This is a genomic window from Sporosarcina sp. FSL K6-1522 (assembly GCF_038622445.1).
Taxonomy (GTDB): domain Bacteria; phylum Bacillota; class Bacilli; order Bacillales_A; family Planococcaceae; genus Sporosarcina.
On the sequence record NZ_CP152019.1, the window covers coordinates 3,016,131 to 3,041,940 of the forward strand.

The 25,810-nt window shown below is 40.9% G+C and carries 24 protein-coding genes and 1 pseudogene; 3 read left to right on the forward strand and 22 right to left on the reverse strand.

Annotation, left to right across the window (positions count from 1 at the left end):
• Positions 1 to 14 precede the first annotated feature (14 nt).
• The 8 genes from MKY34_RS14870 to MKY34_RS14905 all read right to left on the reverse strand — a co-directional run bounded on the left by MKY34_RS14870 (position 15) and on the right by MKY34_RS14905 (position 7,905).
• Positions 15 to 1,844, reverse strand: coding sequence for an assimilatory sulfite reductase (NADPH) flavoprotein subunit (locus tag MKY34_RS14870; protein ID WP_342511867.1), 1,830 nt, complete (start codon positions 1,842 to 1,844; stop codon positions 15 to 17).
• A gap of 55 nt (positions 1,845 to 1,899) precedes the next feature.
• The gene (locus MKY34_RS14875) at positions 1,900 to 2,046 is read right to left on the reverse strand and encodes a YezD family protein (RefSeq protein WP_342511869.1); all 147 of its coding nucleotides are present in this window, start codon (positions 2,044 to 2,046) and stop codon (positions 1,900 to 1,902) included.
• Positions 2,047 to 2,104: 58 nt separating this feature from the next.
• Entirely contained in the window at positions 2,105 to 2,857 is a 753-nt protein-coding gene (locus MKY34_RS14880; protein WP_342511871.1) for a sirohydrochlorin chelatase, read from the reverse strand.
• Between the two features lie 17 nt (positions 2,858 to 2,874).
• Positions 2,875 to 3,654, reverse strand: a complete 780-nt coding sequence (cobA, locus tag MKY34_RS14885) for a uroporphyrinogen-III C-methyltransferase (protein ID WP_342511873.1) — start codon at positions 3,652 to 3,654, stop codon at positions 2,875 to 2,877.
• 38 nt (positions 3,655 to 3,692) lie between these two features.
• Positions 3,693 to 4,841 (reverse strand): sulfate adenylyltransferase, encoded by a 1,149-nt coding sequence (gene sat, locus MKY34_RS14890; protein ID WP_342511875.1) that lies wholly within the window; start codon positions 4,839 to 4,841, stop codon positions 3,693 to 3,695.
• Between the two features lie 30 nt (positions 4,842 to 4,871).
• Entirely contained in the window at positions 4,872 to 5,585 is a 714-nt protein-coding gene (locus MKY34_RS14895) for a phosphoadenylyl-sulfate reductase (RefSeq protein ID WP_342511877.1), read from the reverse strand.
• Positions 5,586 to 5,735: 150 nt separating this feature from the next.
• Positions 5,736 to 6,335 carry an adenylyl-sulfate kinase gene (gene cysC, locus MKY34_RS14900; RefSeq protein WP_342511880.1) on the reverse strand — a complete coding sequence of 200 codons (600 nt, stop codon included), beginning with the start codon at positions 6,333 to 6,335 and terminating at the stop codon, positions 5,736 to 5,738.
• A 325-nt stretch (positions 6,336 to 6,660) separates the two neighbouring features.
• Entirely contained in the window at positions 6,661 to 7,905 is a 1,245-nt protein-coding gene (locus MKY34_RS14905; protein ID WP_342511882.1) for a helix-turn-helix domain-containing protein, read from the reverse strand.
• Positions 7,906 to 8,201: 296 nt separating this feature from the next.
• Between MKY34_RS14905 and MKY34_RS14910 the strand changes: the two genes are divergently transcribed.
• Both MKY34_RS14910 and MKY34_RS14915 read left to right on the forward strand, forming a co-directional pair.
• On the forward strand, positions 8,202 to 8,561 hold the full coding sequence (locus MKY34_RS14910; protein ID WP_342511884.1) for a hypothetical protein: 360 nt from the start codon (positions 8,202 to 8,204) through the stop codon (positions 8,559 to 8,561).
• The gene (locus MKY34_RS14915; protein WP_342511886.1) at positions 8,558 to 10,123 is read left to right on the forward strand and encodes a cation acetate symporter; all 1,566 of its coding nucleotides are present in this window, start codon (positions 8,558 to 8,560) and stop codon (positions 10,121 to 10,123) included. Before MKY34_RS14910 ends, MKY34_RS14915 begins: the two co-directional genes overlap by 4 nt.
• Positions 10,124 to 10,341: 218 nt before the next feature.
• On the opposite strand, the gene MKY34_RS14920 is transcribed toward MKY34_RS14915, so the two are convergent.
• From MKY34_RS14920 to MKY34_RS14985, 14 genes and pseudogenes are all read right to left on the reverse strand, one after another.
• Positions 10,342 to 11,424: a toxic anion resistance protein gene (locus MKY34_RS14920; RefSeq protein ID WP_342511889.1), complete on the reverse strand. Its 1,083-nt coding sequence runs from the start codon at positions 11,422 to 11,424 to the stop codon at positions 10,342 to 10,344.
• Positions 11,425 to 11,455: 31 nt separating this feature from the next.
• Complete coding sequence (locus tag MKY34_RS14925) at positions 11,456 to 13,081, reverse strand: YceG family protein (protein ID WP_342511891.1); 1,626 nt, start codon at positions 13,079 to 13,081, stop codon at positions 11,456 to 11,458.
• Positions 13,082 to 13,260: 179 nt separating this feature from the next.
• Positions 13,261 to 13,884 (reverse strand): annotated as a pseudogene (locus tag MKY34_RS14930) (Tellurium resistance); the annotation flags it as partial.
• 92 nt (positions 13,885 to 13,976) lie between these two features.
• Positions 13,977 to 14,771, reverse strand: a complete 795-nt coding sequence (locus tag MKY34_RS14935) for an HAD family hydrolase (RefSeq protein WP_342511893.1) — start codon at positions 14,769 to 14,771, stop codon at positions 13,977 to 13,979.
• Between the two features lie 12 nt (positions 14,772 to 14,783).
• Positions 14,784 to 15,881 (reverse strand): cysteine protease StiP family protein, encoded by a 1,098-nt coding sequence (locus MKY34_RS14940; RefSeq protein ID WP_342511895.1) that lies wholly within the window; start codon positions 15,879 to 15,881, stop codon positions 14,784 to 14,786.
• A gap of 19 nt (positions 15,882 to 15,900) precedes the next feature.
• On the reverse strand, positions 15,901 to 17,271 hold the full coding sequence (locus tag MKY34_RS14945; protein WP_342511897.1) for a phosphoribosyltransferase family protein: 1,371 nt from the start codon (positions 17,269 to 17,271) through the stop codon (positions 15,901 to 15,903).
• Positions 17,271 to 18,470 (reverse strand): HpcH/HpaI aldolase/citrate lyase family protein, encoded by a 1,200-nt coding sequence (locus MKY34_RS14950; protein ID WP_342511899.1) that lies wholly within the window; start codon positions 18,468 to 18,470, stop codon positions 17,271 to 17,273. The genes MKY34_RS14945 and MKY34_RS14950 overlap by 1 nt, the downstream gene beginning before the upstream one ends.
• 150 nt (positions 18,471 to 18,620) lie before the next feature.
• Positions 18,621 to 19,433 (reverse strand): TerC family protein, encoded by an 813-nt coding sequence (locus MKY34_RS14955; protein ID WP_342511901.1) that lies wholly within the window; start codon positions 19,431 to 19,433, stop codon positions 18,621 to 18,623.
• Positions 19,434 to 19,493: 60 nt separating this feature from the next.
• A complete protein-coding gene (locus MKY34_RS14960; protein ID WP_342511903.1) occupies positions 19,494 to 20,072 on the reverse strand; it encodes a TerD family protein in 579 nt (192 codons plus the stop codon).
• A gap of 71 nt (positions 20,073 to 20,143) precedes the next feature.
• On the reverse strand, positions 20,144 to 20,728 hold the full coding sequence (locus tag MKY34_RS14965) for a TerD family protein (RefSeq protein WP_342511905.1): 585 nt from the start codon (positions 20,726 to 20,728) through the stop codon (positions 20,144 to 20,146).
• 64 nt (positions 20,729 to 20,792) lie between these two features.
• On the reverse strand, positions 20,793 to 21,389 hold the full coding sequence (locus MKY34_RS14970) for a TerD family protein (RefSeq protein WP_342511907.1): 597 nt from the start codon (positions 21,387 to 21,389) through the stop codon (positions 20,793 to 20,795).
• A gap of 114 nt (positions 21,390 to 21,503) precedes the next feature.
• Entirely contained in the window at positions 21,504 to 21,716 is a 213-nt protein-coding gene (locus tag MKY34_RS14975) for a DUF3006 domain-containing protein (RefSeq protein WP_342511909.1), read from the reverse strand.
• 13 nt (positions 21,717 to 21,729) lie between these two features.
• Positions 21,730 to 23,160 carry an MBL fold metallo-hydrolase gene (locus MKY34_RS14980; RefSeq protein ID WP_342511911.1) on the reverse strand — a complete coding sequence of 477 codons (1,431 nt, stop codon included), beginning with the start codon at positions 23,158 to 23,160 and terminating at the stop codon, positions 21,730 to 21,732.
• Positions 23,161 to 23,246: 86 nt separating this feature from the next.
• Positions 23,247 to 23,450: a hypothetical protein gene (locus MKY34_RS14985; protein WP_342511913.1), complete on the reverse strand. Its 204-nt coding sequence runs from the start codon at positions 23,448 to 23,450 to the stop codon at positions 23,247 to 23,249.
• A 205-nt stretch (positions 23,451 to 23,655) separates the two neighbouring features.
• On the opposite strand from MKY34_RS14985, the gene MKY34_RS14990 reads away from it, so the two are divergent.
• Positions 23,656 to 25,782 (forward strand): M28 family peptidase, encoded by a 2,127-nt coding sequence (locus MKY34_RS14990; RefSeq protein WP_342511915.1) that lies wholly within the window; start codon positions 23,656 to 23,658, stop codon positions 25,780 to 25,782.
• Positions 25,783 to 25,810: the final 28 nt, after the last annotated feature.

The following is a 25,810-nucleotide window of genomic DNA, read 5'->3' on the forward strand; positions in this document are numbered from 1 at the left end:
CCTTTTCACATTCTTTAATAAACATCACGTTGATAGCGCTTTTGCTGTTGCAATTCAGCCACATAATCGGCTGCTTTTTCTGGGCTCATGCCTCCCTGCTCTTCAAGGATTTGCAATAACGTAGCATGGACATCTGCTGCCATATGTTTTTCATCCCCGCAAACGTAGACGACAGCCCCATCTTCTAACCATTGGAAAAGTGCTTGACTCTGCTCAAGCATCCGATGTTGCACATAGATTTTCTCGTCTGTATCACGAGAAAAGGCAACATCCATCCGGGTCAATACACCATCCTTAAGCCATTGTTGCCATTCAATTTGGTAAAGAAAATCGGTTACCTGGTGCTGATCTCCGAAGAATAACCAAGACTTCCCTTCAGCTCCAATCTCCTCACGTTCTTCTAGAAATGATCGAAACGGAGCGATGCCAGTTCCGGGTCCAATCATAATAATTGGCGTATCTGGATTGTCCGGCAATCTAAAGTTCTGATTACGTTGTACATAGATGGGTAGGCTTTCCCCCGGTTGTGCGCGTAATGCAAACTCACCTGAACAAACGCCTAATCGTTCACGTCCATGTGCTTCATATCGGACAGTTCCAACTGTCAAATGGACCTCATCCGGATTCGCCTTGGAACTGCTAGCAATGGAGTACAGGCGCGCTGGTATTTTTCGTAAAATGGGCACAAATTCTCGGGCTGGGATTTCCCATGGTGCGAAATCGCGCACTAAATCTAGCAAATCACGCCCATAAAGATAATCCTTCAATTCTTGCTCCTGCTTGGATGCCAAAAACGCTTGCAATGCAGGATTTGCCGTTAACTCCGCCACTTTTTGCAATAATGGTTTTGTCAGCACTGTAATTTCAAAGTTCGAAGTTAAAGCCTCGCGTAACGGACGAAACGTCCCTTGCTTATTTATTGCCACAGAATCATCTGCATGCCAGCCTAATTCCGCAATCAATGCATCGACCAATGTTGCATCATTTTCTGGATACACACCTAAACTATCACCAGGTTCAAACTGCAGATTCGCTCCTTCCAACGATAGCTCAATATGGCGCGTTTCCTTGTTCGAGCCACGGCCATTCAAATTAATGTTTTCAAGGATTTCAGCTGTAAAAGGGTTCGTTCGTGAATACTCCGTCTGTTCAGAAGCATCTCCTTCATCAGCTGCTTGCCCAGTAGGTGTGCATTCACTTCCTTGCAAATCATTTAATTCCAATAAAACCTTCGTAAACCACTCGGCAGCAGGTTCATCGAAATCTAGATCACAGTCAACACGTGGGCTTAGCTGTTTTGCCCCTAACGCAAGAAGTCTTTCATCAAACTGCTTTCCTGTATGACAGAATAAGTCATAGGAACTATCGCCTAAGGCAAGGACAGAATACTGTAGATGCTCTAATTTGGGAGCTCTTTTACTATGCAGAAATTCATAGAATGGCAGCGCAGTATCCGGTGGATCGCCTTCTCCTTGCGTACTGACAACTAGCAACAAATTGTCAATTTTCTTAAGCGCATTTGGCTTAAAATCATTCATCGAAGTCAGTGTTACGTTAAAGTTCTCCGTTTGTAAGTTTTTCATTAGCTTTTCCGCTAAACCTTGCCCGTTCCCAGTCTGTGATCCGACAAGAATGGTTACTTCCTTGGCAATCACTTTTTTGACAATTGCCTGGGCTTCCAACACAGCCGTGTTGCTAGACTCAATCGGAGATTTCGCGATTTGCTGCGCGCTTAAATATCCACCTAGCCAAATTTGTTGAGTCTCTGTTAGTGCCGGTAAAAGTTTATTTAGGAGCTCTACTTGCTCCTGATTAAAAGGACTGTTCATCACTTGAAGCACCAAGCGTCTCCACCTCACAATACTCGTATTTTTGCTTTTCTAATTAAGAAACGAATACTTATTTTAATCGTATTTTCTCATTCTTCTCAATTTGCACAACGATATTATCTTGGACAACCAATGTAATCGAGCCATAATTCATCGTGCTGAGCATATGCTTTAACTTTTCAATGGTAAATTCCAGATTTTGTTCCCTTTTCCCCATACTTATTATTCATCCTCTCTATAGAAAATGAGATGCCTATATGACCGGCTTCCAGCAATTACACCTGCACAAGTCGTTCTTTAGCAAGCAGTTCATGCACGCGTTCAATCAGCACATCTTGAATGGATTGATGATAGCCTAAACTTGCACAAAGGATGAATTGCTGATTACCGGTTACTTGCTGCGCAATTTTCTTTTCGATCCCCCGCCTTAAAATTCCAGTAAAAAGTAAATAAGGAATAATAAATACTTGCTTCCCTCCTGTTTGCCACAGTTGTTGTAGCGCTTCATCAAAAGAAGGAGTAGCTCCATAAAGAAAACAAACATCAACTTGACGAAAAGGATATTGTTCACCTAACAGCCGTGCAATTGCGGTTAAATCTTGCTTTACTGCAGGGTCACTACTGCCCCTGCCTACCAGTAATACCTGTGCATCGTCAGCAATCTCGATTTTTTGTTCCATCACTCGATCTACTAAACTAGCAACAATTTTAGGATGAACACCAAATGCTTTGCCGTATGTAAATGCGACATCAGGATACATGATTTTCCCTACTTCGATTTCAAATGGAATATCTTCATTTGCATGATGGGCTGTCAACAGAAGGATGGGAACAACGGCGATTTTCGTCGCACCACGTTCTACGCAACGCGCAATACCTTCTTCAATGTTCGGTGACGTTAATTCCAGAAAACAAATCTCTTGAATCGGAACCGCAATCATTGCCCTTGTACGTTCTATAAACTGAATGGCTTCTTCAGCACCCGCCGCAATCCGACTGCCATGGCCAACATATAAGATTGCTTGCACGTTGATCCCCCCTTTCCTTAAACGTAGGCTTCTTGAATAATTTCTTCGTGTAGCTTCGTTTGTTCAAACCACTGAATTTTCTCCCTTAGCTTCACCACTTCGCCGATAATAATCATGCTAGGATTTTGAATATCGGACGTTCTAGCAATCTCAACAATTGTCCCCAATGTGCCCGTAATCGTCTGCTGTGACTCCGTTGTGCCCCAATGAACGAGTGCAACTGGCGTACTCTCAGCCCGACCAAACTTCGTCAATTGCTCACAAATATAAGGTAAATTACCAACCCCCATATAAATCGCTAGCGTGTCGATTCCTTTCGCAAGACTTTCCCAGTGGATAGCATCTCTTTTTCCAGCACGCATATGCCCTGTAACAATCGCAAAACTAGAACTCCAATCACGATGTGTCACAGGTATGCCCGCATATGCCGGGGCAGCGATTCCCGAGGTAATCCCAGGAACCACTTCGAAAGGAATGCCATGATTCGCAAGTTCCTCCGCCTCTTCGGCTCCCCTCCCAAATACGAAGGGATCGCCGCCTTTTAAACGTGTAACCGTTTTTCCTTGTTTTGCGTACTTCACTAAAAAGTGATGAATAGTTTCTTGAATCATGGCATGGTATTTTGGGAGCTTGCCGCAATAAATCAAATCTGCCCCCGGTTTCGCATAGCTCAATAGCTCTTTATTGATTAAGCGATCATATAAAATGACATCCGCCTCTTGAATACATCTCAGCCCTTTAACAGTGATCAAATCAACATCGCCAGGTCCAGCGCCAACTAAATAGACTTTTCCCATCTTTTTCTCTCCTCTCACCGTTGTACTTTACAGCTGATTTATGAATGAACCCCTTGTTGCTGCAGTCCCGCGATTAATACATCAATCACTTCTCGGCGACTAAAGGTCGATGGTGGCTGTTCACCATTTCGAAGCATTTCCCGCACCTTTGTGCCCGACAAGATTACATGCTCACTTGCATCATGCGGGCATGTTTTTGGTGTCGCCATACTCTCACATGCATTGCAGTAAAAACTATGTTCGAAGAATAATAGCGTGATTCCAAGTTCTTCTGGCGTGAAATCGCTAAAGATTTTCTGTGCATCATACGTGCCATAATAGTTGCCAACACCTGCATGGTCACGGCCAACGATAAAGTGTGTGCAGCCAAAGTTCTTTCGCACCATCGCATGAAAAACAGCTTCTCTTGGTCCGGCATAACGCATCGCTGCCGTAAATACACCTAAGAACACATGGTCTTTGGCATAATAATTTTCCAGTAATACCTCATAGCTTTTCAGCCGCACATCTGCCGATATATCATCCGATTTCGTTTCTCCTACAAGCGGGTTTAAAAATAAACCATCGACAATTTCTAATGCGGTTTTTTGAATATACTCATGCGCTCTGTGAACCGGATTTCTCGTTTGGAAGCCGACGACTGTGTTCCAGCCTAATGCTTGAAAATGCTTCCGTGTTTCAGCCGGGTCATAATGATAGGTTGAAAATTCGTCAAGTGGACGACGCTTGATGAGCGTAATGACTCCACCCAAGTAGACATTCGGACGTTCAAACAATTTTTTCACACCTGGATGTTCACGATCCGTCGTCCGATAAACAAGTTCAGCTTCTTTCTCCTTATCAGGCACAAAAATATCCGACACTTCTAGCACACCGTAGACGACCCCATCTTTCACCAATTTCACAGTATTTCCCACCGAAATAATTTGCGCATTAGCCTCAGTCGTTGGCAAGGTAATTGGTATTGTCCATGGCTCTCCTGTTACCAATCTCATCGTCGTGACAACGGAATGATAATTTGCTTCAGTAAGAAAACCACTTAATGGACTATAAGCTCCTGTTCCAATTAAATCTAAGTCACTAATTGCAATTTCATCCAATTCAACTGTCGCTGTAATGCCTTCAAATTGAAAGTCCGGATTCCAGCGATTCACCAATATCCCACCATGCGGTTGACTCAATGTCATTTCAATTCCCCCATTTTTCACCTAATTTTGTTAGTTCGATTTATGCAAACCACATTCCGTTTTTGTTTGGTCTGCCCAACGACCCGATCTTGAACCTGATGTTGTATCGCCTGGCAATGTACAAGGAGCACAACCAATACTTGGATAGCCTTGATCATGAAGGGGGTTATATGGCAGCTGATGTTTCTTGACATAATCCCAAATATCCGTCCATGACCAATAAATAAGTGGACAAATTTTAATAGATTGAAACGTATCATCCTTATTGATGAAATTGGTCCGACTTCTTGACGGAGATTGCTCACGCCTTAGTCCGGATAACCATGCTGTTGCCTTGCTCAACGTTTCCTGCAACGGAAGCACTTTTCGCATATAACAACAACGATCCGGTTGCCTTGCCCAAAGTTCATCGCCCACTTTTTCAGCTTGTTCCTCAACCGTTAATGCTGGTTTTTTTAGTTCAATAGACAGCTGCGGATACCTTTGCTTCACTTCATCAATCAACACATACGTTTCTGGAAAATGAAGGCCTGTATCTAGAAATACTACCTTAGCAGTCGGTTTAATTTGTGACAGTAAATCAATCATCACAATCCCCTCAACTCCGAAGCTACAAGCATAGACAAGCTCATCATCATATTCATCGTACGCCCATTGCAGCGCTTGTAACGCACCCTTTGATACATCGTCCACTTCAAAATCATCTTCATAGTCAAGCCATGACGCATATGTCAACTTCGCCATCCCCGCTCCCCTTCCCTACTCTTTAAATTGATACACTATTCACTAACAACTGATTATTTCATATATACTATATATATAATTCATATAAGTCAAGTAGGTTTTTATATAAAAAATAACTATTTTTCTCGATATTGTTATGCTATCCACTCATTAGAAATACTTTTGTGCTTGTAAATAATGAAGGATCACTTCGACAGCTTCTTCAATACTTAGCACATCGGCATCAATCAGAATGTCTGGATTGCAGGGCTCTTCATAAGGTGCATCGATTCCTGTAAACCCTTTAATTTCTCCTAATCTTGCTTTCTTATACAATCCTTTTGGATCACGTTGTTCGCATGTTTCCAAACGAGCTTTCACATAAATTTCAATGAATTCATCCGCTTCAACGAGTTCACGTACTTGCGCACGATCTTCAAGATACGGAGAAATAAATGCCGTCAACGTGAACAAGCCTGCATCCACCATTAACTTTGCCACTTCACCAATTCTTCGAATATTTTCCGTTCGATCCTCTGGACTAAACCCTAAATTTTTATTTAAACCAAAACGAACATTATCCCCATCCAATCGATACGTATGAATCCCCTTTGTATACAATGCCGTTTCCAACGCGACTGAAATCGTCGACTTTCCTGAACCTGACAGTCCTGTAAACCACAAAATCGCACTTTTATGTCCTTTCGCTTCCCGACGCTTTGCTTTTGTGACCTCTGATTCATGCCAAGTAATATTTGTAGCTGTCGCCATTGCTTTCTCCTCCTAAAATCAAATAGTGTAATAACTCCGATTCAATGTTACCGAGAAACTAAGTGGTGTTCCTACTTTACTGTAAAAAGCTTTAGCCCTAAATACTGAAGCCTAGACAATAAAAAGGCATCTTTTTAACCGTAAGAAAAAATCGGTTAGAAAGATGCCTTTAGTTGACTAATGGGCATTTATGAAACGATGGGGAACACATCACATCGTGAAGTTGAAACCAATCTTACATCATCCAAAATTGGGTGTCAATAGTTTTATTGTATTCCTATCTATTTACTATACTTTTAATATATGTCGCTCTTCTTGAGTTGGTTCAGGAAAATCGAATATGCTGCGTGCCCCGATATTCGCGTGGCGTTAACCCAACTACCTTTTTAAATGTGGAACTAAAGTAATTTGGTGTATTAAAATTCGCTTCATCTGAAATTTCTTCAATCGTCTTTGTCGTATGACGGAGTAACCAAACCGCTTTTCGGAGGCGCATAAATGTTACATACTCCGAAAAGGTATTGCCCGTTTCTTTTTTAAATAACCGAACAAAATGCGAGTAGCTTAAATTCACATACTGAGCGGTCTCTTTTGCAGTGATCGCTTCTGTGTCTTGCGTTTCAATATATTCTATACTTTTTATAATATCTGGTTCTCTTGGCAATTCATCAAAATAACGTAATGAAATCCCTTGAAATGGCGGCATATTCCGCGCGATTCTAGCCTCTTGAAAGGATAACCATAGCTTTTCAGGCTCATTGCATAGCGTACCAATACCGATGTAGAGTTGAATACCGAATTCTGCAAGTAGTTCCTTGACAACGCCTTCAAACAATTCTCTCCCTATCTGCCAATTATTCACCGACTCACTATTCTCTGTTTTTCTAAATAACATAATGAGCGATTCATTGAATGGAAGGAAATACAGTCCGGGTACAATACCTTCAAACGCACGTTGGAAACTAGTACATATCGTTTGAACGATTTCATTGCGAACAAATATTTCCTGTTCTGAATAGATAAATCCTTGCACATAGCACACAACATTCGGAAAATCATCTTTTTCAAACAATGATAGGCCTTCAACTATTTGCTGCTCTTGTTTGATGTCACCGTGTAAAAAACGTCGAAGCATATATTGTTTAAGTGGCTCATTTATAGGAGCTACTTCGCCGGTTATCGTAGTTGTTTCACATTCTTTCCTTTTAGTTGCGGATAGTTCCTGACGCTCAAGCGTGTGCAGTGCTCCTCGGACCGCCCGAAAAAAAGCCGATTTTTTCACGGGTGTCATAAGCAACTCTTGCACACCTAATCGGACAGCCATTGGTGATGTATGTTGCAACTGCTCATGCAGAATCACAATATAAAAACAGTCGTAATACCGTTTTAAGCGCGCGAGTCGAATCCAGTCATGCCAGCAGACGATTTCCACAAACTGAATCTGTATAGCCCCTTTTAAGAGCCCCCCCGTCCTTACGACAAGATGTTCCTCATCCATTTCATCAATCCAACAAGCCAGTTGTTCGCCTAACTCCATTTCAATACCTTTAATGCACATATTATAAGACAACTCACTTCTCCCCTTTGCAACCTACTTCATTACGTACTTTCTTCTTAAAACAAGGTATTTTATAGGTTGTATACCAAAAAAGAACAAATAGTCCTCTTATAGTCTAGTTTAAGTTAAGAATACTTAGATTTCAATAGACGAATATTGATGATTTATGACACTCACTCCCCTTTATCATCCCCCCTCTCCATTATACCTTACCGTAAAATGAGCAATTTTCTATACAATTCCGACAATAAATTGTAAGGGCTTTCATTCTTTCGTTATGTATAATGAATGACCAAGGGGGGATTTGTATGCAGGAGTACCAAATGACAGACGAAAGTGCCGGGCATATTGACGTAAGGGAACTCGCACCACTCGACGAGGAGACCAATCAAATTATGAAAGAAGAATTTCGAACGGGCCTCGGGCTATCATCCTTTTATTATGTTTTTATCTTATCGATTCCAGTTATTAACTGGTTTTTTCCAAAGCTTGCGTTCTATAAATTCTGGGGAGGTATGTCGGTTACCTGGTTTTTAACAACCATCGTCGCCATGATTTTAGCTTATGCCATTGCACATATTCACACTGGCCTATATGAAAGAAGAGTAAAAGACTATCAAAAGCAAGGCGAACTGAAGAATATTAAGGAAGAGAGGGCAAATATATGACCGCTTGGCTATCAGATCCTAAATATATCTTTACTATCATTTTAATGGGAACGATTATTTTTATCACCTATTTGTCAAAAAGAAATGCAACAGCAAGTGACTTTTTTGTTGGCGGACGATCATTTGGCTGGTTTACAAATGGCTCAGCAATCGGCGGGGACTATTTAAGTGCAGCAACGTTTCTCGGACTTGCCGGGCTGACCTTCTCTCTAGGGTATGATGGTGCTTTTTATACCTTTTCCTTTTCAATTGGTTTAACCTTACTTGCGATTTTTGTGGCGGGCCCACTCCGCCGCTTTGGTGCCTTTACAGTTGCGGACTTTGTCGCTTACCGATTCCACAGTAAGCGTGCACGGGTTGTCGCAGTTATCGTCGTACTGGCGATTTCAGGATTTTACGCCGCACCCCAGCTACTTGGTGCAGCTCAAATTTTAAGCATGTTTTTTGGTACTTCTTATGAGTTTGGAATTATATTCACATGTGTGACGATGACATTATATGTCGGAATCGGCGGCATGAAAGGGACAACCTTGAACCAAGCATTAGAGCTATGGATTCGCTTTGGTGCTTTTGTTTTAATGGTAGCCGCAGCCATTTATGGTGGACTACATTACCAACAAATATTAACAGCCATTACAGAGTTCACTGGGTCAATTAGTGGGACAGCTCCTTACACTGAAGATGGAAAAGATTTAATGTTTGATGGTAGCGTCTGGGCTTCTACTGGATTTCTAACACCAAACTTTTTCCATACCGTGTCACTTGTCATTGGTCTTTCACTTGGGACAATTGGATTGCCCCATATTTTACTTCGCTTTTATACAAACCCAAGTGCAAAATCCGCACGTAAGTCTGCACTAATGGCTATCGGAATTGCGAGCGTCTTCTTTCTATTCGCTGTCTATTTGGGTGTTGTTGGACGAGCGGTCTTTTTACAAGGTGGCTTAAGCCCCGAAGTGATCCAAAACCTTGTAACTGGCGGGGATAATATGGTGGTTCCATCGATTGCAGAAGTGCTCGGTGGTAAATGGATGCTTGGCCTTGTCATTGCCGGCGCATTCGCAGCAATTTTCTCGAACCTTTCAGGTCTCTTTATCGCCAGCTCGGGTGCACTTGCACATGATTTATATGCTCAATTCACGAAAAAAGAATTAACACAAAGCCAGCGTGTCTTCGCTGCTAAAATTGCAATTCTTATTTTAGCCCTCGTCTACGGCGCACTCGGCCTACTTGTGAAAGAGGCATCGATTGGACATCTTGTGGCACTAGCCTTTACTGTTGCAGCGAGTACTTTTGCACCAATATTCTTGTTTGGTATTTGGTGGCGAGGTATGACCGAAAAAGGGGCGATTGCAGGGCTGATTGTTGGGCTTGCTGCTTCCATGTTTATGATTTTCTTTGCGTCATCTTTACCAGAAGCCTTGCAATTTAAAGTACCAGGAATTATTACCGTCCCAATTGGTTTCCTCACAGTTTATGTTGTGTCCAAACTCGATCGTCAAGTACCAAGAGATGTAAACTTATTTATGCAAAAAGTACACGCAAAACACGAGGAAGCCTAGTTTTAAAAGGCTTCACGTACTAAAAGACTCCGGCCTCTTGGCACTTCATACAAAATGCAATGATGCCAGATGTTTGTGCATAGCAATTTTTCAACATTTTCAACAAGCAAATCCCCCGGACTAAGTTGGTCCGGGGGATTTGCTTGTTGATTGGAAGTTAGAATTATAATTAAAATAGAACAAAAAGCGTTTTCACCTTTACTAAAATATTTTAATCATTATCCATTCATTGACAGTACCCGCTTTGCGTCCTCACGTAATGTCTCTAAACGCTTGCGATCTTCGATGCGTTGCATAGATTGCTCTTCTTTTACTTTCTTATACTCATCAATACCTGACACAATCGTGTCCCACATATTTTCGATAGTCTCCATTTTAATGCTTGAGCTACCTGAGCGTTGTGCAATGTCGATGCTTTGTTTCATAATGTCACTTGTCACATCTTGTAACATCTGATTCGCTCGATCTTCAAAAGCATTCAACGAATCCGAATGCACTTTTTGTCGTTTTGCATTCACCGTGTTGATGATGCCCATTTTAAAAATCGGAATGGTTGTCACAAATGCACTATTAATTTTTGCAACTAAATCGTTGTTTCCTCTTTGCATTGTTTTAATTTGCGGGGCTGCGATGACGGCTACCATACGCGCCTTTTCCAAGTCGTCAATTTTACGTTCTAATAACTCTTTTACTGCAAATAAATTTTCTAACTCCATTCGTGCCATTTGGTCGCCTTGATCGACCTTTTGCTGACAAGTAGGTATCAAAGTTTGGTTAACCTCATCTAGCTTGATTTCTGCAGCGACCACATATTTCTCTAGTTCAAAATAATATTGTACATCTTCTTCATAAAGCTCTTCTAATTCACGGTTCGATTTCTTTAATTCGTCCTCAATGATTGCGAATTGGCCATGAATTTTTTCAATTTCTCCACCTAGTGTTTGATACTTTTTAAACATCGCTTCCGCTTGTTGCTTGGCACGTTTAAACAGCTTATCTAAAAAACCTGGCTCCTTTGTAATCTCGTTGCGATCGAATCGTTTCATTAACTTTTCAAGCTGATTCAATAAATCACCAGAATCGTCTAATTTCGATACCATCATTGTATTTAAAATACGATCTGAGAAGCGAGATAATCTTTCTGCCGGCTCTTTTCCTAGCGCCAACATTTCCGTTTGATCTTTGATATCCATGTTATTCACAATTTGAAGCACTTGTGGCTCTTGACGTAATTGAAGTCGTAGCTGATTTGCCGTTTGTTCATTCAACCCTTGTTTTTGAAGTTCTACTGTCGTTGTCATTGTTCAATCTCCCATCTCTCTAGAGTATTCCTCAAAAAATATTTTTAATGAATCGTTTAAAACGGGATTCCTCTTTAACCTGATACTCCTGATAGGCTTGCCCAAATACCATATCCTCTAGCCAATGGATATCATAATGCACAAGATCAATATACTCTTCGATATCCGTATGCCCCGCAGGATTATAAAAAATGATATCTACACCAAATTGATTTAAAAATAGCAATGTCGCTGCATCTTCTCGAGATGGTTCACCATTGGACTCCATATTATATAAAACAAGACGAGGTACTTCTTGTGAATAATCAAATCCTTGTAGTAATTGTAGCACTTCATCTGCCAATAAACTGGCTTGTTTAAAGATGAATAACTGTACATCATAATCTGATTCATGCTTCAATTTTTGTAATTTAGGCTGCTCACAGCATGCTTTTATCGTATGGGCAATGGCTGTCTGAAGGCCCAGTGACAATTGACCATATCTCCACCAATTGCTCTTCACCATTTTCTCAGGTGATAATACGCCTTCTCGATCAAGGGAATGCTGATAATGGAAATGATAATTCGCTTTTGTCGTTTTCGCGAACGGAAATTGCTGAATGCCTAGCGCATGAACGTCATTTGTTAAAGTATGCATGCGCTCCCAATAATCCGCTCGGTCACTCGAGACACCTTGGATTTTGGCAAAGATGACGGGAATCGACACACGATTTTCTTCAATTTTGAAGTCTGGACGAATCATCGCCTTCTCTTTTGCGTAAATAAAAACATCATCATAGGTCATACGTAACGTAATGGCGTTCGGGATATAATCTCTGAATTGCCATGGCTTATACACCCCAGATTGATGATCATTCATCATCTTCTCGAGTTGTTTTGTCGCACGATACGCCACAGTAGTTTCACGGTCTCGCAGTTGCGTTGGAAAAGGTTGTAATTCACCTGAATCCGCATACTCATACATGATAGAACGTTCATTTTTCGGATCTACCTCAGCGAATAAATCCTGTGCCGCCGGGTGAAAAATGAGTATATCGCAACCAAATTCCATTAGTAATAACAAGAAATACTTTTGACTACTGGATAGCTCGCCATACCAAACCACTTTCGGGAAATCATCACCAACTATTAACGATTCCGACCATTTTTCCCAATGGTTTTTCAACCATTTAACAATATCTATTAAAAATCGACGGAATTCAGGCGACTGCAAGCCACGATTTTGCTGTTGTTGAAAATGAGTGACAATCTTAATTGTAGACAGTTGTACATGACGGTTGATGGCTATATCATTGTGCTTCGGAATCAGGTTTTTCCCGTACATAAAGGCAATGAGCCGGTTAATCGATAGCCCCTTTGGCTCTTTTTGATGAAGCAATAAGATTTCCTGTACAGCTTGAAAATCTTCATTCGCAATCGTTTTGTCTAGCTCTTCACTAAGGACGTGAATGAATGACTTTTCTTGCATATCAAACAACGAATTATAATACTCATCTTCAACTAACGGTACACCCAGTACACGAAGACCTATTCTGTTAAATCGAAAAGTCGAATCATCTATATAATAAGAAGGCCTTTCACGAGATGAAGCAAGAAATCGTGCTAACCAATCTGTTGTCCTTGTATCTAAGATAGGTTCTATTTGTATGTAACTCACCTAACGCTCTCCCTTCCTCTAAAGATAAGAAAAAGAGCCCCTAAGTCGGTTATTGCCATAGATGACGACACCAAAGTATACGAAGGGGCTCCACTATGACGGAGTTCAATAGACGATGTAAAATTCATGATACTCATGCATGTTATTCACCTAGTATCTGTCACACGTTGGTCATTCCATTATTTTCTACCAGCTTGCCACTGCATACCCCATCCATAAGCCCGGTCCATATCTTGATGTCCTTGAAAATACTCCACTAGACGCTTAACCTTAAATGTTTCATTATCCAAATTTTCAATCATCGCAATTGCGCACATGATTTTACCGTTACGGTGTTCATCTAGCTTCACTTCAATCGCTGGACCGTTAGGATATTGCAACGTCACGATACCATCAGCTTCGGACCAGTTCGCCACACCTTCATAAATAAAGGAATAGACGAGAATACGTTTAATATCTGAAATCTGATTGCCGTTAATGCGTAAATTTTCGCCGCCTGCTGCCGTTCCCGTACGATCGTCACCATCTAATTCCATATAGGGAGCATGCCCATACGCCCCAAATGCATTCCCAAGTGCTTGCACACAGCCTTTTTCTCCACTCTTTAACTCATACAAACAGCCTAAATCTAAATCGATGCCTTTCGGCTTACCTAATAGTCCTGCTAAGAAGCCTCCTGATTTCCCCTTGCTTTGCTGATTCCAGTTTAGGTTCACTAAAATTTCTCCAAGCGCATTGTTGCTACTTTTCGTGAGATTAATCGCTTGGCCTTTTTTCTTCAATTCCACTTTATTTAGGTTAACCATAAAATCATCACTCCTCATCCAATTATGGCGTTACCGCTAAGTATAGCTGTTTCATAAGATTTTTTCAGGGCTTGACTTGAGGAACCTTCTTAATCTAACTGCAAAATATTGCGAAGTAAGTCCTCTGTCGAGGTAGCTCCTGCTGCATTTATCCATGCCACTTTCGAATCATTTTCTCGCCGCTCAAAGATTTCTCCATGTGCTGGGCTATAACCAATATCCGCTTGTAGCAACATATCGTAATCCATCAGTGAATCACCTGCAGCAACATGCATGTCATACGTCAAATACTTTTGCAAATGATCGACTGCATGCGCTTTGTTCAACTCGGTTGGCAAGATATAGAGCTTTCGTCCATGAAGGAATAGCCGCCAACCTAGTTCGCCAATCCGACTTTCAAATGCCCTCAACTCTGCATGAGGAATGCGGTCTAGATGGACATGGAACATATAAAATAACGCATCCACATAAAACTCTTTAGCGACCCACTCTTCGTGACGAATGTCAGCAAATACACGTAGTAAGTCTTCGTTCGGGATGGCTGTTGCGGCTATCCGTTGCTGAATCAATTTACCCCATTCTTCATCCACTTTACCATCCACCAAAATCGTTCCACCGTTACTCGTAATTGCGTATTTAGGTTGAATGTCGTTTTGAAAGACTTCGATACGCTCATATTGATAAACAGCTCTCGTTGTGACAGGCACAAATAGCTGTTTTTCATTAAACTGCCGGAGCATTTCAATCGAATCTAGCGACATATAACTGATTATGTCATCGCCTTTATATTCAATCGGAATGATGTCACCATCCACAGGATAATTCTCCATCATCCTTTTCGAATAAATTAACGTGCGATCTAAATCAGAAGTAAATAAGATCAAATGAGCACTCCCTTATAATTCTTTAATAATGCCACAACATGAATATGACATATCCGTAAATTCTTCCACAGGTACATTGCGCTCCTTGGCGAGCATCAAAATATGCGTTAAATCATTGGAGAAAGTAGGATTCACAAGAATTTTCCACGGTACTCTTCGAAGCAACACACGCGTTGTTTCCCCAACGCCTGGTTTAATAAAATGCTGATTGTCAATCGCAAACTTTTCTTGAATCCGTTCTACTGATTGTTGCCCCTTCCAAGAAGGCGTTCGATCATCTTCCTCGGATGCTTGTATCGCAGACTGCACATCATTGAATTCCTTTTCAATCGTATCGATATAGAGATTCGAAACATCAACATCGGCTAATTCTCTGTAATATTTAGCGCCGTGAAAGTCGCCTTTTTCCATAAAGTCATAGTTCAATACCGTACGGCTAACAAGTCCCGATACCGTTGAATTTAAACAAGCAGAAGGAATTAAGAAATCATCTCTTGTCCCGTAAATACGCACGCAATGACCTGGGTCCGCTAATACAGCTAAGTCCGCTACAAGTTGGTTCTCATGATGCGTATTGTAACGCGTGCACGCGGCCTCTAATTCGCTCGTAATCGCTCCTTTTCCCGTCCAACCATCGACAAATTGGATGCTAGCCTGTGGATGGTGTTCAAAAATAAAATCAATAGCTGTTTCATCAATGCCCCGCCCCCTAATAATCGAGATGGAATAGTGAGGGACAGACACCTGGTAATTCCATTTCAAGTAACGCTTGATTAATACACCGATTGGCGTCCCTGCTCGTGCTAAACTAACCAGCACAAGATTTTCGAGTCCATTTTTCTGTTTGATTTGCTCCGCAACGACGCCAACCGCAATGGCCATTCGTTTCGCATACAAGTCTAACGTATTATGAAACAGCGAAATATAGTCTGCTGTTGGTTGATATTCAACAGGAAGCATTTCGGAATAATGCGTACCTGATTGAATAAGACCTTCTCTTTCCTCAGTCTTTGTTTCAATGACCAAATGACTTATGTCACGCAATAAAAAGGTAACATCTTCTTCCTCGTAACTACCCATCTTATCGGGTTTGACTGATGATGTAAGCATACTCCTTTGCATCCCCTCTCTATTCAACTACTTCTGTCAAAACAACAATCGTAACAAACGGTATTTGCGTTTTACGTAATGCTTGTACTAATGAATCCACACCTGTATAAGATGACATTCTTTCAACAAAAATCATGATTTCATCGTATTGATGCTCCCTAATATTATACAAATGATTCGTTAAACCTGCATTTTCTGGGCTATCAAAGACGAATTTGTTTTGGATTGTATAGGATTCTTTAGCCGATTGATAGATTGGACTACGTGTAGTTGCTTGGAAATAAACTTCTTCCCCCATATGGGAAGCAATTTGCATCGGTACATACATGAATTCTCCGGTTCCAATGACCAAGGTTTTTTGCCCTTTACGCTGTCCTTTTAAATGATTTGCGACTGTTTGAAATTGCTGAGAAAATGCGTTATCTTCTTCACTAGTAAGTCCAAACCGCCCTGTAGCTTTTATATAAGAAGAATGGTTGGTACCACCATTCGATTCAGTTGAACGAACTGCTTCAAATAGCTCTGGCGCTAATAATTCTTGAATGGAGATAGTCGTTACTTCTTGCCGAAACGATGGTATCGTTTCAATGCTGCCTTCTTGTAAAATTGGTTGGCCAGTCACAGCAATGGCGCCATCTAACAAAGATACAACATGAATCGTGATCGCTAATTCGTCTTCCAACTGTCGAAAGCACTCGCGATGTTCCGCTGATCGCCAATCCAAAATCGACACGACTGTAAACACCTTTTTGATTGGATAAGCCGTTTTAAGCGTCTTAATGATATTAATGGCTGTCTTCCCTGTCGTCATTTCATCGTCTACAAGTACAACTTCGCTATCGTCTTGGAAAAATTGCTGATCTAGCGCATAGACGCGATGGCTAGTCGCATGTGAGTGCTCTTCTTCAAAATTGATAATGGACGTACGTTCATCAATTTGTTCTCTTGTTGTATGAATATATTTTGCCTGATTGCCAAACGAACTAAACACCGCATGCCCCAATGCCGTTGCAGTCTCCGCAAAACCAATAAAAGTCGTAGGACTCGGCAATGAAAGCGGTTCGTTTTGAATAGACGTCAACATCCCTGCTACATGATTCTTCGTTCGAATCGCTTCCGCCACTTCTTCGACACGCGGATCTTGAACGCCATGTACGACCTCTAGGTAACGCATGGCCAATAAATTACCGACTAGTAACGGAAGTTGTGGACTTACGGCAAGGTGCTTTCCGAGTACTTTGCTAACAAATAAAAAACTTCTCTTTTTATTAATGCGCGTTGCCATTTGAAACAACTCATGTAACGAGAAGTTGTAAGGATTGTGTAAAACCTCTACTTCCACTTTTAAATCATCCAATATTGTATAGCTTTCTTTCATTGAAACATCCATTACGACTTCACCTCATGCAGTTGATTTTCCACTAGTAAACTTGTAAAGTCTTGATCCTCATGGTAAACGCCAAATATTTTCGCTTGTAGCATCATGCGCTTTGCCCAATACAAATGCGGCTTCATTTCGTTCATCTTGTTGTCATACTGGCTTTTCAACACACCGACTTGTCCTTCACTATTGGCAAGAATGCTTAGTGCGTCGACATACTCTTCATGAGTGACCGTATACGATGCGTGGACCGGTTTAATATGCGTTGGGTGGATAATCGTTTTTCCTACAATGCCATTTAATTTATCCAATAACACTTCGTTAATGAGGCCATCAATGTAGTGATTAATCATCTCATTCCGTTTCTCAATACCCATTCTGCCATACCGATCTCGGAAAGGCGTCATCCTTAATTTAGGTTTAAATACACGTTCTTCCTTCAAGAAAAACTCCCAAACTGGGCCTGAGATGACGTATCCGTTTTCTTGCCGGTTAAAGACATTCAAAATGTCTGTTAAACAATCTCGAATGAGCGCCACGTCATAAATAGTCGTATCGACATTTCTCCGAATGCCAAATAAACCACAAAAATCAGTGGCCCCAATCCGCACATTCAAAATCAGATGTTTGTGCGCATCGAGTAAGTGCTTTATGCTCAATAATGCGCTCATTCTTGTTTCCTTATAAATGACTTCAGCAGTCTCTAAAATGGGCATTCCATACAGGACGATATCTTTATCGTTCTGTTCCTCAAGAATAGCTAAGTATTTCTTCCCCGTTTCATACGAAAATTTAGGAAATACATAACCTGTTAAAACACGTTGGTATATGCTAAGTTGAGCGGTAACCTGCCGCAGTTGTTCCGGGTTTCGGACTCGAACGAAAATAAGCGGTAAATCATCTACTAGTAGAATTTGATCTTCAAGTGCTTCATAAAGCACACGTAGATGTTCGAACAACATCCGTTCTGCTTCTTCTAATTGGTTGTCACCAACTGCATCTTCTAAATCGATGACCATTGAAGTCAATTCTGTATATTTCCGGCCAATAATATCCTGTGCGATACTTGTTTTCGTTGCAGGCATATATAGTGTTGCACCTAATGCATAGGAAAGTGTTTCTTTATCGGTATACTTTGTAAAGTTTTCGGGTTCCTTAAAGAATATTTTGTTTTTTCTGGCGGAGCTTTCATAGTCGAAATGCTTCATAATTTTCTCTCCTCAATGTGAATCGCTTCATAAAGTACGTATTTTTAAAAAATCATCCGCATAAATGATTTTTTAAAAATACCAATGAAATGATTTATTCACCAAAAAAGAAAGGCTACTGCTTGCACAGTAGCCAGCCAACAAGAATACTTACTTATTCTTAGTTGTCTCTTCTTTCGTAGCAGTCGTTTCTTGTGATGCAGTGGTAATTTCTTGTTTTTGCATTTTACCTTTATTCATATAATGCACGACAAATGTCGCCGCAAATGCAACAATCAGAATAGCGAAAAACGCATAATGGTTAAGCTCATAGCCGAAGACACCTGCAAACATTTTCGCCGAGATAATCCCGATTAAAATAAATGCCGTAGTTTCAAGTTCAGGAACTTTTTCAATCAATGTTAAGAATACCCCAGCGATTGTACGCATCATAAGAATCCCTAACATACCACCTACTAACAATACCCATACTTGATCGGAAACGGCAAAGGCAGCTAAGATGGAGTCTACTGAAAATGCAATATCCATCATCTCAACGGAGATGACTGTAGCCCAGAACGTACCGAATATGCGTACCATCCAAGATCCTTTATTGAACTCTTTGCCTTCGTCATCGTCCCCACCCTTACTACGGAAGTGCGAAATCACAATCCAAGCAAGGTAAGCAGCACCTAATATTTTCACAAACGCAAATTTCACGAGATAAACACCAATCCCGATGAACACAAAGCGGAAGAAATAAGCACCAAACATCCCGTACATAAGCGCTTTCTTTCGTTGTTTCTCCGGTAAATGTTTGACCAACACTGCCAGAACAAGCGCATTGTCTGCTGATAGCAATCCTTCAATAATGATTAATGTTCCTATAAAGCCCCAAGCAACGGGGTCTGTTAACACTTCAGCCCACATCGCCCAGTCAAAAAATAGCGCATATGTACTGAATATCTGATTAATAACTTCCAAGATCTTTTCCTCCAAAGTAATACCTAGTATAGGAAGAGAGGGAAAACCCTCTCTGATTTATTATGCGTCGAGTCCGTAAGCATGAACAAGTGATTGTAAACCACCTTGATAACCTGAGCCAACCGCATTAAACTTCCAGTCACTTCCGTGTCTATAAACCTCACAGAATACAACAGCTGTTTCAACGCTAAAATCTTCGCCCAAATCATAACGAAGTACTTCTGCACCTGTATCTTCATTCACTAATCGAACATAAGCATTTGAAATTTGACCGAAATTTTGACGACGAAGTTCCGCGTCATGGATCGTTACGGTTATCGCTATTTTATCTACATCTTGCGGGACTTTTGACAGATTGATAGCAATGGACTCATCATCTCCATCCCCTTCACCTGTGCGATTATCCCCAGCATGGACGACTGAACCGTCTGCACTTTTCAAGTTATTGTAGAAAATAAAGTCTAATTCATTGCGGCATTTTCCACTCGCATTTAACAAAAATGCTGATGCATCGAGGTCGTAGTCTTGCCCGCCATCAAATTGTTTTACATCCCAGCCTAAGCCGATACCAATTTTTTGTAAAGTAGGATCATTTTTCGTTAAGTCAATTCGCTGACCTTTACTTAGTTGAATTGCCATAAATGATATCTTCCCTTTCTTTTCTGCAAACGATTTTTTTGACATCAATGAATACATTTCTTACAGATTGATTAGCCTACTTGTAAACCAAAGTCATTACATAAAGCAGCTAATCCACCTTGGTAGCCAGAACCAACTGCACTAAACTTCCACTCGCCGTTATGACGGTAAAGTTCGCCAACAACTACAGCTGTTTCAATACTGAAATCTTCTCCTAGATCATAACGAATCAGTTCCGCATTTGTTTCCTCGTTTACGATACGGATAAATGCGTTAGACACCATACCAAAGTTTTGGTTTCTTGCTTCAGCATCATGAATCGTTACAGAGAATGAAATCTTTTCAATATTCGCAGGAATATCTTTAATGGAGATATTTACTGTTTCGTCATCGCCATCGCCGTCACCTGTTAAGTTATCGCCAGAGTGAACGACCGCACCGTTAGCACCTGTTGTATTGTTATAGAATACGAAGTCTTGTCCACCCGACACTTTCCCATTTGCATCCAATAAGAAAACCGATGCATCAAGGTCGAAGTCTTGTCCGCCGTCATACTTATTAACATCCCATCCTAGACCTACAACTACTTTAGATAGACCCGGATTTGTTTTTGTCAAATCAACCTTTTGACCTTTAGCAAGAGAAATTACACCCATTTGAAAAACCTCCAATTTTATAGTTGTGTTACATGTCTTCCACTATTTCTAGTAACGTGTTTCATCATTGAAATCGTTTGGCGATTGCCGTGAGGTTCGGATCCGTTGTGCCATCTCCGACTGCTCCGAATTTCCATTCCCCGTTATGGCGATAAATTTCACCCGTTACGAGTGTCGTTAAACCACCATAGCTCTCAGATAAGTTGTAGCGCACTAACTCTTCGTTCGTTTTCGGATCCACTACACGAATATACGCATTTTGAATCATACCGAAATCTTGTTTTCGCTTTACACAATCATAAATATTTACGACGAAAACTAGCTTATTATAACGATCCGGAACCGACTTTAGCTCTACCATGATTACTTCGTCATCTCCGTCGCCATCACCTGTCGTGTTGTCTCCTGAGTGAATCACGGATTGACATGCACTTTTTAAGTTACCAAAATACACAAGGTCATTTTTGTTAACAAATTTATCATCTGTCAACATAAAAACAGATGCGTCACAATCGATATTTGGTGCAGATTTAAATGCAGCAAATAAACCACCCTTAGATTGGGCAACTGGATCCCAGCCTAAACCAATCATAATGCGATTTAAATCTGCTTTTCCTTTGGTCAAATCGATGCGTTGACCTTTTTGTAAACTAATCGCCATACTGTGTTCATCCCCCTCAATTTACATCTTACTTAATGCATAAATTAATCATACCAAGCAATCTTTCAGAGCGCAAATAACTACCATATCATGTACCTATTAACAACCACTCGATTAGTCTTCCCACACACTATCCATTAGGGATTTAATCGTATTTTTCCGGATTTCCGTCTCACTTTTTACCGTGCGCCATTTGTTATGTTGTAACGTCACACAATCATTCACTTGCACACTGTCCTCTACTAGCGCTTTTGGAATATCCTGTGTTTCTCCATCTATCTCAATTACGACAAAATCCCCTTCAAATCGATCTACAATTCCTTTCATGCTGACACATCCCTTACTTTGGCGTAAAAGCTGTTTGCGTTGTTGCTGTCATTCCGTTGGCAGTGACCGTAATCTCTCCATCTACCGTAAACCCCGCTGCCGCTCGACCAATTCTAAAGGAAATTTCCGCCATTCCATTCGCATTCGTTATGGCTTCATAATCTGTATCTTTTGATTTGAATTGCAGGTTTAACTGGACATTTGCACCACTGACAGGATTGCCCGCTTGATCTTTTACGGTAACTGTCACCGTTACTTCTTCATTTTGAGTTGGCTGGACCGTATCAATAGTAGCAGAAGCTTGTAAACTGCTGGCATGCTCAGTTTCCTTTACTGGTGGCGCTGGTGTCGATGTGTGTGATTTCGATGGCGGCGTTGCCGTGTATGCCCACGCATCCTTATTGATCTGCATCTCTTTCCCATCCGTTTTAAAAACAATCGTACCATCTGTATCATTGCGATAAATGCCAATGTTATTCGCATGCAGACGGTCCAACACCTCACTTGTCGGATGCCCATAATTATTTTTCCCTACTTGAATCACCGCATACTGAGGTTGAACAGCTTGCAACAATGCTTCACTTGTGGAATATTCACTTCCATGATGACCGACTAATAGCACAGTCGATTGCAGCCGCTCACCTGATTGCAACCATTTTTCTTCCGTTTTTATGCCTGCATCTCCTGTCAATAGGAAAGCATGCTCACCGTACTGCAATCGTACAACCGCACTCAGTTCATTCGCATCACTATGTGTTTCATCTACCGGGGAAATCATTGTCACTTGAACTGCTGGATCTAGATCGAGCATAAGTCCCGCCTTGGCCGTTGTCACTTTTAGGCCTTTGTTTTGAATCGCCTGTAACACAGATGCAAAGGTTTGCGTATCTCGCTGTACTTTTGGCATATAGATTTTTCCAATATCAAAAGCATCGATCACCGCATCAATGCCTCCAATATGATCGGCATCTGGATGTGTGCCGATTAAAATATCAATTTTCGACACGCCAAGCTCTGTTAAATAGGCGACCATTTTGTCTTCATCATCATTATTCCCACCATCAATCACCATCACTTTATTTGTTGGTGTAATAATGATTTGTGCTGCCCCTTGTCCAACATCGACAAAATGGACTTGCAATTCCCCTGCCGATGGGTTGTCCTGGGAGATAACAGGTGCTTGCTGTTCTTTCGTATCATCCTGTACTTGCTCCTCCACAGGTGAAGTCGATGGCGTATCTTCCGTTACCGACTTGGAAACGGGTTCAGTAGGCAACATCGCCCCACCGATAATAAATCCAATAAATGCAGCGCCCATCACTAGTGCGCTCACTTTTCGTGAAGGAATCTGTAAAGCCTTCACATTTCCTTTCACTACACCGAGAAGCCCTATACAAAAGATAACAAAAGCGACTAATACGATTATCGTTCCCACGTTTTCCATTTACTTACTCCTCATTCTAGATGTCTTTTACTTTTTTAAACATAGTAAAACGCAAACCAACTGAAGCTTTGGTTTGCGTTATTGGATTACGAGCCCATTTTCCTACGTGCACTGCTTACCTTTTTCGCTTGCTGACTTTGCATTTTTTTAGCAGCCTGCCCCGCATGGCCTTTCGCATTCTGCGCAGACGTTTGATTTTTCTTCGCTTCTAGTTGTTTTTGCATCGCTTCTTTTAAGCTCATTTTTTTCTTTGGTGCTTGTTGCTCAGTTGTTTCATGATTTTCTGTCATTATGAAATCCTCCTTCATTACGTAATATCTATATATTTGATAATTATACCTGAAACTTATCGAATACAGTACAATTACTATAATGGATGAGATGAAAAAAACATTTCATTTCCGCCAACATTACTCATAAAAAAAACAGCTTGATATTTTGATTGGATTATTGTTTAATTAACCGTCGTATAAATTATTGAAAGGATAATGATAAATGCAGAAAAACCTACTCGTATTCGCATTACTTCTTATGTCAGCAACAATGTTTGCGGCATGTACGCAAACTGAGCGTGGGGACGTCACTTATGAAGATGCCAAAAGTGATTATCTAGCAAAAGTGGATGTCGATTATGCCTTCACCTTTGCAAAAAGCCTGGAAGAATTCAAGACGAATGAAAAATTAGGCTACCGGACAGCTGGCTCAGAGGCAGAAATTAAAACTGGTCAAAAAATTGCTGAGGAAATGAAGAAGATCGGCCTAACCGAAGTCACAAAAGACGAGATTACCGTCGATACTTGGGAATTTGAAAAAGCTGATATGACGTTTAAAGATGGAAACGGACAAGACCACCTTGCAGTGTTAGGTGGCTACCAAACCAATTTCGACACAAAAGGGGTTAAAGAGTTTGAAGTCGTCTACGGCGGAAAAGGGACAAAAAATGACCTTGCTACCCTTGATGTCAAAGATAAACTTGTATTAATTGATATTAATCAGGACGAAGAGTGGTGGGTGAATTATCCTACGTACCAAGCGCATGTCAAAGGAGCAGCCGCAGTCATCGTCGTACAAGAAGGCGGCTTTTCTGAGGTAGATCCAACAGCTTTAAATGCACAGGATATTTGTGGACCTGATGATGCACCGGTATTTTCTATGTCCATTACCGATGCAAATGTATTGAAAAGTTTAATAAATTCAAGTGATAATGGAATCGCAACAGTCGATTTCGATGCGAAATCCGTTGTTGAGTTTGATGGGAAGACCTACAATTATTACGGAAAAATCATTGGAAAAGATCCTGAATCTTATATTATTTTATCTGGCCATTATGATTCATATTTTGATGGGTTCGAAGATGATAATGCAGCAATTGGCCTGTTACTAGGTGTCGCCAAAGGGTTGATTGACAGTGGCTACCAACCTGAAAAAACCATTATTTTCAATGCGCTCGCTGCCGAGGAATGGGGTGTTTCTAATACGCGCTACGATTGGTCAACCGGTGCATACAACCAAATTTTCAAAGTGCATCCTGAATGGGTTGGAAAAGCCGTTGCCAACATCAACTTTGAGCTTCCAGCTTACGAACATACCTCCCCTGACGAGATTCGTGCAGTATATGAGCTCAAAAACTATCTTGAACAATTTACAGCGAGTGTACCAAGTGTAGATGGCGTGTATGAAGATGGCATTGCAGTTATTACGCCGCTTCAAACATGGTCAGATGACTTTTCCTTCTCACTTGCAGGTGTTCCTGCCATGCGCAATGATTTTAAAGACAGCGAATTCATGAAGACACATTACCATACACAATTTGATAACGCAGATGCTTATAATGAAAAAGCATTACTGTTTCACCAAAATTTATATGGTTTATTAACGATGTATTATGATCGAACTGCCGTGACACCTCTCGATTTCACAGTTCGCTTGGGTGCTTTAAAAGCAAGCATCGACAAAGATATATGGGATAGTGTAGCAGTCTCTTCAAATGAACTGCTTTCCGAAATCGATACAGCGATTTCTACTGCTAAAAAGGTGAATACTGCCGTTAATAAAGTAAACGAAGACTATCTGAAGGCACTAAATAACGGTGATGAAAAAACAGCAGAAAAGCTCTATGAGGAAAGTAGAACATTAAATTCTGGACTATTAGAAACGTTCAAGTTTGCACAGGATCATTTTGTCAAACTCACATGGGAAGACGAGCAAATTTTCCCGCATGAACATGCGCAAAATAACATTAAAAACCTAACGTTATCGATTGAAGCGCTCGAAAAAGGCGATATCAATCTTGCTCTTGATGACTACTTACTTGCCATCGATAATAACTGGTATGCCTATCATTTTGACAATGAAGTCTATCGTTATTTCACAGATTATGTCATCGAACAACCTGCAGAAAGGCTGATGTGGGGTGCTGGTAGAATTGTTGGGCATGAAGATTTATACGCACCTATCAATTCTCTATTAGCCAAACGTGAGCAACAGAATGCAGATGTAACGGAAGAAATTGATATCTTGGGCAAAGCATTAAATGAACAGCAACAACTTCTTCAAACAGCGATTGCCGAGGAACTTGCAAGCACGAAAGCGCTTGGTGATATGCTAGTAAATTTAAAATAATCGAACATTAAACACCTGCATTGAAAAC

Coding starts and splice junctions, on each gene's coding strand:
- MKY34_RS14960 (WP_342511903.1), bottom strand. CDS start 20,072: ATGGCAATTCAACTAAGTAAAGGTCAGCGAATTGACTTAACGAAAAAT.
- MKY34_RS14940 (WP_342511895.1), bottom strand. CDS start 15,881: ATGCTTACATCATCAGTCAAACCCGATAAGATGGGTAGTTACGAGGAA.
- sat (WP_342511875.1), bottom strand. CDS start 4,841: ATGACATTGAGTCAACCGCATGGTGGGATATTGGTGAATCGCTGGAAT.
- cysC (WP_342511880.1), bottom strand. CDS start 6,335: ATGGCGACAGCTACAAATATTACTTGGCATGAATCAGAGGTCACAAAA.
- MKY34_RS14945 (WP_342511897.1), bottom strand. CDS start 17,271: ATGGATGTTTCAATGAAAGAAAGCTATACAATATTGGATGATTTAAAA.
- MKY34_RS14985 (WP_342511913.1), bottom strand. CDS start 23,450: ATGACAGAAAATCATGAAACAACTGAGCAACAAGCACCAAAGAAAAAA.
- MKY34_RS14980 (WP_342511911.1), bottom strand. CDS start 23,160: ATGGAAAACGTGGGAACGATAATCGTATTAGTCGCTTTTGTTATCTTT.
- cobA (WP_342511873.1), bottom strand. CDS start 3,654: ATGGGAAAAGTCTATTTAGTTGGCGCTGGACCTGGCGATGTTGATTTG.
- MKY34_RS14975 (WP_342511909.1), bottom strand. CDS start 21,716: ATGAAAGGAATTGTAGATCGATTTGAAGGGGATTTTGTCGTAATTGAG.
- MKY34_RS14910 (WP_342511884.1), top strand. CDS start 8,202: ATGCAGGAGTACCAAATGACAGACGAAAGTGCCGGGCATATTGACGTA.
- MKY34_RS14915 (WP_342511886.1), top strand. CDS start 8,558: ATGACCGCTTGGCTATCAGATCCTAAATATATCTTTACTATCATTTTA.
- MKY34_RS14895 (WP_342511877.1), bottom strand. CDS start 5,585: ATGGCGAAGTTGACATATGCGTCATGGCTTGACTATGAAGATGATTTT.
- MKY34_RS14990 (WP_342511915.1), top strand. CDS start 23,656: ATGCAGAAAAACCTACTCGTATTCGCATTACTTCTTATGTCAGCAACA.
- MKY34_RS14920 (WP_342511889.1), bottom strand. CDS start 11,424: ATGACAACGACAGTAGAACTTCAAAAACAAGGGTTGAATGAACAAACG.
- MKY34_RS14970 (WP_342511907.1), bottom strand. CDS start 21,389: ATGGCGATTAGTTTACAAAAAGGTCAACGCATCGATTTGACCAAAGGA.
- MKY34_RS14965 (WP_342511905.1), bottom strand. CDS start 20,728: ATGGGTGTAATTTCTCTTGCTAAAGGTCAAAAGGTTGATTTGACAAAA.
- MKY34_RS14950 (WP_342511899.1), bottom strand. CDS start 18,470: ATGAAGCATTTCGACTATGAAAGCTCCGCCAGAAAAAACAAAATATTC.
- MKY34_RS14875 (WP_342511869.1), bottom strand. CDS start 2,046: ATGGGGAAAAGGGAACAAAATCTGGAATTTACCATTGAAAAGTTAAAG.